Source organism: Kribbella sp. NPDC054772, from assembly GCF_053611945.1.
Genome location: NZ_JBSHBJ010000032.1, coordinates 1 through 12,921, shown reverse-complemented (window position 1 = coordinate 12,921; position 12,921 = coordinate 1). Strand labels below are relative to the sequence as shown.

Genomic DNA, 12,921 nt, shown 5'->3' with positions numbered 1-12,921 from the left:
TCAAAGTACCTCAAGTGACCCTATCTGGCTATTTGTAGGGAATTCTAAGGAAAGGCCTTAGGCTGATGAAATGGCTCAGGAGCTGTACTCGGTCGAGCAGGTGGCGAACCGCCTGGGCCTGCACGTTCGCACCATCCGGAACTACGTCCGGGACGGCCGGCTCAAGGCCGTGCGGATCGGGAAGCAGTACCGGATCACCCGGGAGGATCTCGAGGCGTTCACCGGCGCGCCCACGGCCGTCATCGAGGTCGATCGCGCCGCGCGGCACGTGGAAGCGTCCAGCATCGTGCACATCGACGCTGTGGACCGCGCGACGGCCGACCGGCTGACGACGCACATCCACGGCGCCCTCAACCAGCCCGAGGCGGTGCACCTCAAGGCCGAGACCATCTACGACGAGGAACGTGCCGTCCTCAAGGTGATCGTGCTCGGCAGCCTTCCGGCCACGGCCGACCTGCTCCGGCTGATCAACCTGCTGGCCGATCAGTAGCGGTCACACGACGCGGGACGTCGCGGCGATCGCCAGGTCGGTCAGCGCCTTGCGGGCGGTCTCGTCGGCCAGCGGCGCCCGGTCGAGCGCGTCCAGCGCGTCCGCGGTCCGCTCGGTGATCAGGTCCTCGCAGGCCTGGACCGCGCGGGAGTCCTGGAGGATCTCGCGCAGCAGCTGGATCTCGTCGTCGTCCAGGTCCGGCCGGCCGAACAGGCGGTCGAACTCGGACAGCTGCGCCTCCGAGGCGTGATCCACGGCGTACGCGATCAGCACCGTCCGTTTGCCTTCCCGCAGGTCGTCTCCAGCCGGCTTGCCGGTAAGCGCCGGGTCGCCGAACACGCCGAGCAGGTCGTCCCGCAGCTGGAACGCCTCACCGAGCGGCAGCCCGTACCCGGACAAGGCCGAGACCAGCGCGGAGTCCCCGCCGGCGAGTGCGGCGCCGACGTGCAACGGCCGCTCGATCGTGTACGTCGCCGACTTGTACCGCAGGACGCGCAGCGCCAGGTCCATGTCCGAGGTGCCGCTCGCCTGCGCCATCAGATCGAGATACTGCCCGGCCGTCACCTCGACCCGTACGGCGTCGAAGTACTGCTCCGCTCGCGCCAGCGCCGCCGCGTCGAACCCGGAGGTGTGCAGCAGCTCGTCGGCCCAGATCAGGCAGAGGTCGCCGAGCAGGATCGCGGCGCCGACGCCGAACCCGACCGGATCACCACCGTGACCGGACTTTTCCGCCCGCGCCCGCTGCAGGGCCTCGAACCGGCGATGCGCGGCCGGCGCGCCCCGGCGGACGTCGGAGGAGTCCATCACGTCGTCGTGCACCAGCGCGCTGACGTGCAGCATCTCGAGGCTCGCCGCGGCGGTCAGGATCGGCAGGTCCGGATCGCCACCCGCGGCCCGGAAACCCCAGTAACAGAACGACGGCCGCAGCCGCTTGCCGCCACTGGTCGCGTCCCGCGCGGCCTGTACGACCTCGGCCAGCTCCGGCCCGAGCGCCACCAGCCGCGCCTCCTGCCGATCGAGGAACCCACTCAGCGCCCGCTGAATCTCGGCCGGGATGTCCACATCGCCATACACATCTCGGAGCGTAGTCGGTGGGCAGACGCCGACCGCCACCGCGGGTAACCTGACGCCATGGCGAACGGACTTCCCTCGACGCTGCCCGGCGGTGCGCCGACCATCCGTGAGCTGCTCGCGTCCGGGGGGCGGTCGTTCTCGTTCGAGTTCTTCCCGCCGAAGACCCCCGAGGCCGAGGACGTGCTGTGGCGCTCGATCCGCGAGATCGAGCAGCTGCGGCCGACCTTCGTCTCGATCACGTACGGCGCCGGCGGCACCACGCGTGACGGCACGATCCGGGTCACCGAACGGGTCGCGCAGGACACCTCACTGACCCCGCTCGGTCACCTGACCTGCGTCGCGCACTCCCGCGACGAGCTCCGTTCGGTGATCGGTGCGTACGCCGGGGCCGGCGTACGGAACATGCTCGCGCTCCGCGGCGACCCGCCCGGCGGGCCGAACCAGCCCTGGGTCGCGCACCCGGAGGGCCTGAACCACGCGGTCGAGCTGGTCGAGCTGATCCGTTCGCTCGGCGACTTCTGCGTCGGCGTCGCGGCCTTCCCGGACAAGCACCCGGAGGCGACCTCGCTGGAGGCCGACGCGCAGGTGCTCGCCGCGAAGGCACAGGCCGGTGCGGACTACGCCATCACGCAGATGTTCTTCGGCGCCGACGACTACTTCCGGCTGGTCGACCGCTCCGCGGCCCTCGGCTGCGACATGCCCGTGCTGCCGGGCATCATGCCGGTCACCAACATCAAGCAGATCCAGCGGATGGCCGAGCTGACCGGGATGGCACTGCCGGCCGCCGTCACCGACCGGCTGCTCGCCGTCGAGGACGAACCGGCCGCGGTCCGTGAGGTCGGGATCGAGATCGCCACCGAGCTGTGCGAACGTTTGCTTGCCGGCGGCGCACCGGGCATTCATTTCATTACCTTGAACAGATCCACGGCAACCCGGCAGGTGTTCCTCAACCTCCGGTCGTCGGTCGTATCCTGACCCAATGGCTGACCCGTCGGACCTGTTGATCGACCGAACTCTCGTTCTGCTCCGGCACGCGAAGTCGGTGCCGCCCGAGACGATGCCGGACTTCGAGCGCCCGCTCGCGGACCGCGGCCGCGCCGACGCGAGCGCCGCCGGCCGGTACCTCGTTGCCCAAGGCATCGAACCGGACCTGGTGCTGTGCTCGCCGTCGAAACGGACCCGGGAGACCTGGAAGTACGTCGCCGAGGCCGGCGTCACCGCCAAGGACGTCTGGTACGACAAGCGCATCTACAACGCCGACACCGAAGGCATTCTGGACGTCATCCACGAGGCCCCCGCCGAGGCCCGCACGGTGATCGTCGTCGGCCACGCCCCGGGCATCCCGTGGCTGGCCGACGAGCTGACCCTGGACGGCACCAGCCCGGAGCGCGTCGAGCTCACCCAGAAGTACCCGACCACCGGCCTCGCGGTCCTGCATCTGACCACCCACTGGTCGGACCTGGCCGCCGACGACGCCGACCTCGTCTCGTACGTCGTCCCTCGGGGTTGACCGCTTAAGTACTGGCCGTCTACGTACTGGCCGGGCAGCTGGCGTTCGCCGGTAGCTGTCCGGTCAGCAGGTACTTCTCGGCCCGGCTGTCGATGCACGGGTTCTGCTGGAACAGGTACGACGCGTGGTTGCCGCCGTTCTCCAGGAGCAGGCGGGAGCCACGCAGTACCGCCTGCATCCGTCGGGCACCGATGGGCGGGGTCGCCGGGTCGTAGCGGCCCTGGATGAGCAGGATCGGAATGTCGGAACTGATCTTGGGCTGCTTAACCGGTGCGACCGGCCAGAACGCGCAGGGCGCGCTGTACCAGGTGTTCATCCACGCGAACTGCGGTGCGCGGTGGTCGGCGACTGCGGTGTCCCAGTGCCAGGCGCTCCAGTGCCGGGGCCACCCAGGATCCATGCAGTTGTAGGCCAGCAGACCAGGATCGACCGACTGCAGTGCGAACTGATCGGTGATCGACAGCAGCCCGGACGGGTCGCCATGGCGGTACTGAACAAGCGCATCGGCCACTGACGACCACAGGTCGTCGGTGTACAGCGCGGACGCGAGCATGTCGTCGACCTCGGCCACACCGGCCCGTCCGCCGGCCGGCTTCTTGGTCAGATCGCTACGGACCTTCTGCCACACCGCACCGACCGCCGTCGCCGTCGTACCCAGGTGGTACGTCGTGTCCCGCGCAGCGATCCACCCGAACAGCTGCTGTGCACGCCCCTGGAACGCCGCATCCTGCTCGTAGGTCGTCCGGTACGTCGACACCAGCGGGTCGACCACACTGTTCAGGATCATCCGGCCGGTGTGCTGCGAGAACAACGTCGCGTACGTCGCTCCGAGCTTGGTGCCGTACGAGTAGCCGAGGAAGTCGATCTTGTCGCGGCCGAGCGCGATCCGTATCCGGTCCATGTCGCGGGCCGCGTTCTCGGTGGTGATGTACGGCAGCAGCTCCTTGGCGTTGCGGCCGCACTGCGTGGCGACCTGCTTGGCCTGCTGCACACGCTGCTGCTCCTGCTGCGCGTTCGGCGGCCGGTAGGGGAGTGCAGGGTGTTTGACGAGCTTGCTGGTGTCGCCGCAGCTGACCGGCGTACTGTCTCCGACTCCACGCGGGTCGAAGCTGAAGACGGCGTACTGCTCGGCGACCTTCTCCGGCAGGGCGACGTTCACCATCTGCTCGACACCGATGCCAGGAGCACCCGGACCACCCGGATTGACCAGCAGAGCGTGTGGCGCGGACAGACTGCCGACGCCGGAGATCGTCAGGGTGATCTGCCGGCCGTTCGGCTTGGCGTAGTCCAAGGGGACCTTCAGCGTCGCGCACGACGTCTGCCGGTAGGCGCCAGAGTCGGGTGGACACTCACCCCACTTCAGCTTCGGTGCTGCGACAGCCGGTGCAGTGAGTTGCGCGGCCAGCGATACGACGGCGACGCCGATCGCGGCCGCGCACAGGACCTTCTTGGTCAATGCGCTACTTCCTGGTCAGGAGGCGCGGGCGGGCAGCCAATCGGTTGTGCTGTTCACAGTAATCATCCGTTGGGTCGCCCGGGTCAGAACGACGTACAGGGCCCGTACGCCGCCCAGCGTGTCGCTGACGATCCGGTCCGGCTCGACGACGACCACCGCGTCGTACTCGAGCCCCTTGGACTCCAGCGGACTGACCGCGATGGCCCGTGGGTCGTCGAGCTCGGCGAGGACCGGGTCGATGACCGGACGCAGCGCCGGCGGCACGATGACGCCGACGGTGCCTTCGACCAGCTGCAGCAGCTCGGCGGCCGCGTCGCCGGCGGCCTGGGCGACCTTGCCGCCGTCGAAGACCCGGTGCTCCGGTTGCACGCCGGTACTGCGGACCGCGTTCGGCAGGTCCGCATCCGGGATGGACTGCCGGATCACCTCACCGGCGAACGAGTAGATCTCGGCCGAGTTCCGGTAGTTGGTGGACAGTCGGAACGAGTGCCGCTGCAGGTGCGACAGCATCGAGTCCATTGCGGCGCGCGCCTCGTCCGGGTCCGGCCAGGAGCTCTGCGCCGGGTCGCCGACGATCGTCCAGCTGGCCTGCGGCCCGCGCCGGGTGACCATCCGCCACTGCATGGGGGACAGGTCTTGTGCCTCGTCCACCAGCACGTGCGCGTACTCCTCCGGCTCCTCGGCCTCCCGCGCGGCCTGCGCACGCGCCCGGCGCTCGGAGCTGGTCAGTACTTCGTTGACGCCGTCCGACAGCCCTTCGAGCCAGTCGAACTCCTCGTCGGTGTTCTCGTTCAGCGGCGGGCGACCGAGGAACGCGGTCAGCTCGTCCAGCAACGCGACGTCCGCGATCGTGAACTCGTCCGTGGTCCGGACCGCCTTGGCGAGCGCGTCGACCTCGGCCGGCGTCAGATCGTGCCGGGCCCAGCGCTGGAGCCGGCGTGGGTCCCCGAGCCAGCGCAGTACCGACTCCGGGGTCACGATCGGCCACCACTGGCTGAAGAACGTGCGGAACGCCGGAGTGTCGGTGACGCGGTCGCCGAAGGCCTCACGGTCGCCGAGCGGCCCGTTGCGCAGGTCCTCGGGGAACCGCTGCCACAGCGCGGCGATCAGGCCCTTGCGCGCCTCGGCTGTTGCCCGGTTGCGTGCCGTCCGACGCAGTGCGTTCCGGCGGACGTTGTCCAGTTGGTTGGCGTCCAGTTGGACCGTGGCGCCACCGAGGAACACGCGCAGCGTGGTCGGCGCGTTCGGCACGCGGTCGCGAGCGGCCCGCGCCAGAATGCCGCGCATCCGCAGCGAACCCTTGATCGCCGCCACGTCGGCCTGGTCGACCGCAGTGGCCCGCACGCCGTCGACCAGCTCACCGACGGCGCGCAGCGAGACCGTGTTCTCACCGAGGCTCGGCAGTACCCGTTCGATGTAGGCCATGAACGCCGCGGACGGCCCGACGACCAGTACGCCGCCACGCTCGAAGCGCCGGCGGTCGCTGTACAGCAGGTACGCCGCCCGGTGCAGAGCGACGACCGTCTTACCGGTGCCCGGGCCACCACCGATGACGGTGACTCCGCGAGCTGGTGCCCGGATCGCCTTGTCCTGCTCGGCCTGGATGGTGGCGACGATGTCGCGCATCGTGTGCCCACGAGCCCGGGACAGCGACGCCATCAGGGCGCCCTCGCCGATCACCGGCAAGTCCTCAGGCGCGCGCTCCGGCGCCAGCAGGTCGTCCTCGAGGCCGACGATCCGCGACCCCTTGTTCCGCAGGACGCGGCGCCGGACGACCTTCTGCCGGTCGGTCGCGGTCGCGCGGTAGAACGGCTCGGCCGCCGGCGCGCGCCAGTCGATCACCAGCGGTTCGTACTCGACGTCGCGGACGCCGATCCGGCCGACGTACAGCTTCTCGAGCCCGGCCGCCGTGTCGGCGCCCGGCTCGTCGTCACCGCGGTCGGAGTCCAGCCGGCCGAAGACCAGGCCTTCGTGCTCGGCGTCGAGTTCGGCGATCCGGCGGGCGGCGGCGAACACCAGCACGTCCCGCTCGTACAGACCGGTCTGCTCTTCGTCGCGCACCCGGCCGACGTTCTGGGCCTGGCCGCGCTGGTGACCTTCGACCGCGATCCGGGACGCCGACCGAGCGGCCTCCTCGACCCGGCCGTACACCCGGTCGACGTGTTGTTGCTCAGCCGCCAGCTCAGCCCGCTCCACGCTGTCAGTGCTGTCAGTGACATCACCGATGTCACCGTCGGCGTGGTTGTCGTGATCGGCCGATGTGGGGGTTTGATCCACCGAGGTCCTCTCTACGGCCGGGCCTGCCCCGACTCAGAACACAGGAACAAGCAATCTTAGTTCGCTCCTGTGTCCAACCCCACCGGGGCCTCAGGACTTCCCGATGGCGTCCGCCACGATCGCCGCGCCGAGCGTCGTGGAGGGGACCCCGGAACCGGGATGCGCGCCCGCGCCGACGCAGTACAGGCCCTTGACGGGGGAGACGTTCGAGGCGCGGCGGCGGGCGGTCCGGAAGCCCTCCCAGGCCACGCCGGCCCACCACGACGGCGACGTCTGCCGTGACACCACCTGGTCCCGGACCGGCAGGCCGCGCGCGACCAAGAGGTCCAGTACGTCGTCAGTCGGGTAGCCGTGGACCAGCACGGACCACGCCTGGTGACCTGCCGGTGCGGTACCACCTGTCCGGACGACAACGGTCGGCGTCCCGTGCAGAACGGTCTCGAACGGCAGCTCCGGTACCGGGTCCTTCAGACCGAGATGGACGACGTACGCCGCCTGCGCCTGGTGCGTCGACAGGATCCGTTTGCGCACCTTCTTCGCGGCCGGGTCGTCGACGAAGGACTCGTACAGCACCCGCGGGTCGACGTCACTCACGACGATGTCCGCGGGCAGCTCCTCACCGTCAACGAGCCGTACGCCGGTGACTGCGCCGTCAGACGTGTTGACGGCGACGACCTCCGCGTGGGTGCGCACGGTGATCTTCCGTTCGCTCGCCCGCTGCACCAGAGCGTCCGCGAGCGCACCGAAACCACCTGCGATCGTCCAGCGGCCGAACGTGCGCTCCAGGTACGACCAGACACCGACGTACCCCGGGGTGAGGCCGGCGTCCGAACCACCTTGCGCTGCGAAGTGCCGCAGTACCGCACGGGCGCGGTCGTCGCTCAGCTCGCGTTGCGCGACCTTTTCCAGCGACTGCCAGGGCTTGAGGGTGCGGATCGTCTTGAGCGGCAGTTTGTCCTCGAGCGGTGGCTCCAGTGAGGTCTTCCGGAGGATCTGCCACGTGTCGCCGTACCCATCGACCAGCGCGGTCCACTGCTCGGCCACGGCGCCACCTGCGAGACCGGTCCAGGCCTCTTGCTGCGCACCGCGGTCGCTGACAGGCAGATCGAGTACGGAGCCGTCAGTGAACATGTGGCGGCGTGGCTCGGTCACCGGGTCGAGCTGGACCAGACTCTCGATCGGACGACCGCTCTTCCGGAACAGGTCGCGCAGCGCGGCGGGCAGCGTCGTACTGGCCGCGCCGGCGTCCCACGTGAAGCCATCCGCCTCGACACGACCCAGGACTCCACCTAGGTGCTCGTCTCGCTCGCAGATGGTGACCTGGTGTCCCAGCTTGGCCAGGCGCACCGCACTGGCCAGACCAGCCAGACCGGCTCCGACAACAACCACCTTGGCCATCAGGCAACGCTACTTCCGGTCGCAGGGGTACTACGTTTCTCACGCCAGGCCTTGAACCTGAGATACCCGCGCCGGATCAGCCGGAACGCGAAGTACACCCCGATCAGACCGAGGATCAGCAGGACGCCGGCGATGATCAGCGCGGCCTCCGGATGGAAGACGGCCAGCGACATCACACCGGCGACGGCCACGTCCTCACCGGACGACGCCGCGATGTTGGTGACGGGCTCGGGGGAGGTGTTGATCGCGAGCCGCAGACTCGACTTCACCGCATGCGAGAGCAGGGCCACCAGGCCGCCGGTCGCAGCGATCACCGCCTGCTGCAGTGTGCTTGCCTGACCCGACAGCAGGGCGGCCAGGATCACCGCGATGGTCGGCCGGATGACGGTCGAGATCGCGTCCCACGCGGAGTCGACGTACGGGATCTTGTCGGCGACGAACTCGAAGGCGAACAAGGCCGCGGCCGCGATCAGCACGGGGGTCGTGGTCAGTGCGTGCGGTACGTCGTCGGCACCGGCGAACCGGCCGAGCAGACCGAGGATCAGCACGCACGCGTAGGCGTTCACGCCGCTCGCCCAGCCCGTCGTCACCGCCAACGGCAGCGCTTCCATCTCCGGTCTCCGTAACCCTCAGTCGCCGTACCGCGCGAGCCATGTTTTCGTCAGTATCGAACCCGATGACGCGAGTTTTGGTTAACCGTTGACTTCCGCGTCGCCTCGACTCACAGTGACTAGGCTGCCAGTCTGTGTGACCGGCACCCGCCCAGGGGTTCAGGAGATCATCATGCTGCGTCGTCCGAAGATTCTTGCCGCACTCGCTGCGGTAGCACTGCCGGCCGCCCTGGTCGGCGTGTCGTTGGGAGGTCCACCCGCAGAGGCGTCACAACCAGGTGAGCCGTCCGCCTCGGCCGCGTCCGCGTACAGCGCGGCGGCTGCGAAGTACGGCGTACCGGAGTCTGTTCTGCTCGCGGTCTCGTACGCCGAGTCGCGCTGGGACGACCACGCCGGCGCCCCGAGTACGTCGGGTGGCTACGGCCCGATGCACCTCACCGGACTGGGGGCCTCCGAGGTCGCCGACCTGTCCGGCAAGCAGAAGGTCGCGTCCGCCGAGTCGCTGCAGACGCTGAAGAAGGCGTCCGAGCTGACCGGGCTGGACCAGGCCACGCTGCGCAAGGACGTGACCGCCAACATCGACGGCGGCGCCGCGGTGCTGGCGTCGTACCAGAAGTCGCTCGGCCTGCCGGTCGGCGCGAGCTCCTCCCCGGCTCAGTGGTACGGCGCGATCGCGTCGTACGCCGAGGCGAACGACAAGGTCGGCGCCGCCGGGTTCGCCGACGACGTCTACTCGATCATGGGCAAGGGCGCCGCCCGGACCACGAACACCGGTCAGCAGATCGTGATGCCGGCCCTCGCGGTGCAGCCCGACAAGGGCCAGATCGCCAAGCTGTCGCTGCCGAACGGTGTGCAGCCGTCGAACTCCGACGTCGAGTGCCCGCCGTCGCTCGGCTGCGAGTGGCTGCCGGCGCCGTACTCGCAGTTCGGTGACGGCGACTACGGCAACCACGACCTCGCCAACCGGCCGAAGACCGGCAAGATCGACTACATCGTCATCCACGACACCGAGGGCACCTGGCAGGGCGTGCTGAACCTGGTGCAGGACCCGACGTACGTGAGCTGGCAGTACACGATGCGGTCGTCCGACGGCCACATCTGGCAGCACGTGAAGGCCAAGGACGTCGCCTGGCACGCCGGCAACTGGTACGTGAACATGCACAGCATCGGTATCGAGCACGAGGGCTTCGCGCCGCAGGGCGCCACCTGGTTCACCGAGTCGCTGTACCGCAACTCGGCCAAGCTGGTGCGCTACCTGGCCGTGAAGAACAACATCCCGCTCGACCGGGCGCACATCATCGGCCACGACCAGGTGCCGGGCACGATCCCGTCCACGGTCCGCGGCATGCACTGGGACCCGGGACCGTACTGGGACTGGGAGCACTACATGGACCTGATGGGTGCGCCGATCTGGGGCAAGTCCGTGCTGCCGGTGAAGGCCGGCTCGGTTGTCACCATCAAGCCGGGCTTCCAGAACAACGTCCAGGTCGTCAACAGCTGCGACACCGCTGGTACTCAGTGCAAGCCGCAGGGCACGAACTTCGTCTACCTGCGCCAGGCGCCGGACGACAACGCACCGCTGGTCAAGGACCTCGGTCTGCACCCGGACGGGTCCAACGGCACCACTGAGGTCTCCGACATGGGCTCCCGGGCCGCAGCGGGTTCGCAGTACGTCGTGGCCGAGCGCCAGGGCGACTGGGTCGCGGTCTGGTACCTGGGCGCCAAGGGCTGGTTCAAGAGCCCGGCTTCGGCTCCTGACGCGTTCGCCAAGCCCGGTCTGGTCGTGAAGCCGAAGGCAGGGCTCACTTCGGTGCCGGTGTACGGGCGTGCGTACCCCGAGCAGTCGGCGTACCCGACGGGGATCCCGTACCAGGCGGTGACGCCGCTGCAGTACACGATCGGCGCGGGACAGGCCTACCCGGTCGGTGACCTGAACATCGAGACCGACTACTACCGGGCCGTGACGTTCGACGGTCAGGCGCCGGCGGACCACGTCCAGGTGCTCGGGAAGGACAAGTACTACCAGATCTGGTTCGGCCACCGGATGGCCTACGTACGGGCCGCTGACGTGGACGTTCGCCCAGCCGTCTAACCTGTCTGTCGTGATCGACGAAGCCGTCCAGCCTTTGCTGGACGGCTTTGTCACGTCAGTCCGTGAAATCGCCGACGTGAAGGCCGTCTGGCTGCACGGCTCGCTGGCCCTCGGGGACTACCAGGTCGGCCGGAGTGACCTCGACACGATCGTCGTGGTCTCGGCGCCACCACCGCCCGCGGTCGAGGACATGCACCGGCGACTGATCAGCGAGTACCCACTCGCCACCAAACTGCACTGCTCCTACATGGCAGTGGATGAGCTGGGCGATCTGACGGTCCGGCACCCGACGTTCGCGCAGGAGCGGTACTTCGACCGGCCGGTGACTCCGGTGACGCGGCGAGAGCTTGCCATCGGCAACCGTACGCTCTTCGGGCCGATGCCCGCCGAGCTGCTGCCGAAGGTGACCGACGAGGAACTGTTCGACTTCGTCCGCCGCGACCTGCGCGACTTCTGGCTGCCGGTCACCCAGAAGCGCGGCCACTGGTACAACGACATCTGGGTCGACCTCAGCCTGCTCACCATCGCCCGCGCGCACGTCACGCTGGCGACCGGTGACCTGATCACCAAGCGCGCCGCCTTCGACGTGCTGCCGTACCTCGGCGCTCCCGCCGACGTCGTCGAGGACATCCGGCGCCGCCGCTACGCGCCCGACGAGGTCCGCACCGGGATGTGGTGGCGGCACACGCGCGCCGGGCTGACCCGGCGCTTCGTGCGCTCCGCGATCCCCGCCGTCCTCAGCTGACGGCTCGGGCGCTCAGCTGACGGCTCGGTTGACGGCTCAGTTGACCGTGATCGTGGTGCCGTTGGTGAGCCTCAGGAGTTCGTCGTACGTCGTCGGGAAGACCGAGTGCGGGATCCCCGCCGCGGCCCAGATCACGGCGTACTGCTCCAGGGCGGCGTCGACGTACGTCGGCACCTGGCCCGGGTGCCCGACCGGAGCGACACCGCCGATCGACTGACCGGTGTGCTCCTTCACGAACTCGGGGGTGGCGCGCTTCAGCTTGCCGATCCCGAGCTCGGCCGCGACCTTCGCGGTGTCGACGCGGTGCGCGCCCGAGGTGAGGATCAGGACCGGGGCCCCGTCGCCGTCGAAGATCAGGCTGTTCGCGATCGCGCCGACCTCGCACCCGAGCTCCGCCGCCGCGGCCGCCGCGGTCGGCACCGCCTCGTCCAGGATCACGATCTCGCCGGTCGCACCCGCCGCCCGCAACGCGGCGGCGACCTTCTGCACATTGGGATGACTGCTCACCCTCCGCAGCCTATGCGGCCGGTCGATCCGGGTCACCTGGGTTCCACGCTCCGGAAATTGTCGGTGGCGTCCGGAACGATGAGTGACATGCAGAAGGACAGAGCGTCTCGGGAGCCCGCCACGCCGGGCCGTCCGGCCGTTGACGATTGTCGGCGGGCGACGCTACGCTTCCAGTGTTCGAACAGATGTTCGATTACCTCGGGTCCGGTTTCGTCGGGAGGCCAGGCCGAGGCGGGTCGGACAGCTGGACGGCTCCGATGCGGAGTTGCGGCCGCATCGGAATCCGGTGGTCCCGGCGGGCCGGGCACCGGGGTGGTCCTCGACCCCCACCCCGGGCTCACCCGCCGGGCTGCCGACCAGGGGAAGCTCGTTCACAGGAGGCGATGGAGCATGTGGGAGTTCGACGACGCCGTCGAGGTGCACTCGGTGTCCGTGGACGGTCTCGAGACCCCCGATCAGTTCCTCTGGCGCGGCCGCCTCTGGCGGGTCTGCGCCGTGCGGTCGCAGTGGACCGAGACCGCGGTCTGGTGGGAGCGCGGCATCATCGGCACCGGCCAGACGTACGACGCTCGCGCGCACTACCGCGGGCAGTCCGCGGAGACCCTGGCGCGGATCGACGCGGCGACGGTGGCCGAGGCCTGCTCGGCAGCGCGCGGCACGAACCGCCCGGTCCGGAACCACCCAGCCGGGGGGGGGGGGGGGGCGGGGGCACCCCGACGAGCACACAACCCCCCCCACCACCCACACACACACGAGCGCGA

General features: G+C 69.3%; 12 protein-coding genes. 6 read left to right on the top strand and 6 right to left on the bottom strand.

From position 1 onward, the window contains the following. Nucleotides 1-70 precede the first annotated feature (70 nt). Nucleotides 71-490, top strand: a complete 420-nt coding sequence (locus tag ACWGID_RS33490) for a helix-turn-helix domain-containing protein (RefSeq protein WP_452203335.1) — start codon at nt 71-73, stop codon at nt 488-490. Between the two features lie 3 nt (nt 491-493). On the opposite strand, the gene ACWGID_RS33485 is transcribed toward ACWGID_RS33490, so the two are convergent. Then, entirely contained in the window at nt 494-1,564 is a 1,071-nt protein-coding gene (locus tag ACWGID_RS33485; RefSeq protein ID WP_452203334.1) for a polyprenyl synthetase family protein, read from the bottom strand. 57 nt (nt 1,565-1,621) lie between these two features. Here ACWGID_RS33485 and metF point away from each other — a divergent pair, with 57 nt between their 5' ends. Then, a complete protein-coding gene (gene metF, locus ACWGID_RS33480; RefSeq protein ID WP_452203333.1) occupies nt 1,622-2,539 on the top strand; it encodes a methylenetetrahydrofolate reductase [NAD(P)H] in 918 nt (305 codons plus the stop codon). A 4-nt stretch (nt 2,540-2,543) separates the two neighbouring features. After that, the gene (locus ACWGID_RS33475; RefSeq protein WP_452203332.1) at nt 2,544-3,074 is read left to right on the top strand and encodes a SixA phosphatase family protein; all 531 of its coding nucleotides are present in this window, start codon (nt 2,544-2,546) and stop codon (nt 3,072-3,074) included. 19 nt (nt 3,075-3,093) lie between these two features. On the opposite strand, the gene ACWGID_RS33470 is transcribed toward ACWGID_RS33475, so the two are convergent. The 4 genes from ACWGID_RS33470 to ACWGID_RS33455 form a co-directional block, all read right to left on the bottom strand. Beyond that, entirely contained in the window at nt 3,094-4,530 is a 1,437-nt protein-coding gene (locus ACWGID_RS33470) for an alpha/beta hydrolase (protein ID WP_452203331.1), read from the bottom strand. A gap of 15 nt (nt 4,531-4,545) precedes the next feature. Beyond that, the gene (locus ACWGID_RS33465; RefSeq protein ID WP_452203330.1) at nt 4,546-6,807 is read right to left on the bottom strand and encodes a HelD family protein; all 2,262 of its coding nucleotides are present in this window, start codon (nt 6,805-6,807) and stop codon (nt 4,546-4,548) included. Between the two features lie 90 nt (nt 6,808-6,897). Continuing rightward, on the bottom strand, nt 6,898-8,205 hold the full coding sequence (locus ACWGID_RS33460; protein WP_452203329.1) for a phytoene desaturase family protein: 1,308 nt from the start codon (nt 8,203-8,205) through the stop codon (nt 6,898-6,900). Beyond that, the gene (locus tag ACWGID_RS33455) at nt 8,205-8,816 is read right to left on the bottom strand and encodes a DUF4126 domain-containing protein (RefSeq protein WP_452203328.1); all 612 of its coding nucleotides are present in this window, start codon (nt 8,814-8,816) and stop codon (nt 8,205-8,207) included. The genes ACWGID_RS33460 and ACWGID_RS33455 overlap by 1 nt, the downstream gene beginning before the upstream one ends. 172 nt (nt 8,817-8,988) lie before the next feature. Between ACWGID_RS33455 and ACWGID_RS33450 the strand changes: the two genes are divergently transcribed. Continuing rightward, the gene (locus tag ACWGID_RS33450; RefSeq protein WP_452203327.1) at nt 8,989-10,908 is read left to right on the top strand and encodes an N-acetylmuramoyl-L-alanine amidase; all 1,920 of its coding nucleotides are present in this window, start codon (nt 8,989-8,991) and stop codon (nt 10,906-10,908) included. 10 nt (nt 10,909-10,918) lie between these two features. Further along, nucleotides 10,919-11,653, top strand: a complete 735-nt coding sequence (locus ACWGID_RS33445; RefSeq protein ID WP_452203326.1) for a nucleotidyltransferase domain-containing protein — start codon at nt 10,919-10,921, stop codon at nt 11,651-11,653. 36 nt (nt 11,654-11,689) lie between these two features. Here the strand turns inward: ACWGID_RS33445 and ACWGID_RS33440 are convergent, their stop codons facing one another. After that, nucleotides 11,690-12,160, bottom strand: a complete 471-nt coding sequence (locus ACWGID_RS33440; RefSeq protein WP_452203325.1) for a YbaK/EbsC family protein — start codon at nt 12,158-12,160, stop codon at nt 11,690-11,692. Nucleotides 12,161-12,550: 390 nt separating this feature from the next. On the opposite strand from ACWGID_RS33440, the gene ACWGID_RS33435 reads away from it, so the two are divergent. Further along, on the top strand, nt 12,551-12,921 hold a 371-nt coding region (locus ACWGID_RS33435; protein WP_452203324.1), incomplete at its 3' end, for a DUF6504 family protein.

Coding starts and splice junctions, on each gene's coding strand:
- ACWGID_RS33490 (WP_452203335.1), top strand. CDS start 71: ATGGCTCAGGAGCTGTACTCGGTCGAGCAGGTGGCGAACCGCCTGGGC.
- metF (WP_452203333.1), top strand. CDS start 1,622: ATGGCGAACGGACTTCCCTCGACGCTGCCCGGCGGTGCGCCGACCATC.
- ACWGID_RS33475 (WP_452203332.1), top strand. CDS start 2,544: ATGGCTGACCCGTCGGACCTGTTGATCGACCGAACTCTCGTTCTGCTC.
- ACWGID_RS33460 (WP_452203329.1), bottom strand. CDS start 8,205: ATGGCCAAGGTGGTTGTTGTCGGAGCCGGTCTGGCTGGTCTGGCCAGT.
- ACWGID_RS33455 (WP_452203328.1), bottom strand. CDS start 8,816: ATGGAAGCGCTGCCGTTGGCGGTGACGACGGGCTGGGCGAGCGGCGTG.
- ACWGID_RS33450 (WP_452203327.1), top strand. CDS start 8,989: ATGCTGCGTCGTCCGAAGATTCTTGCCGCACTCGCTGCGGTAGCACTG.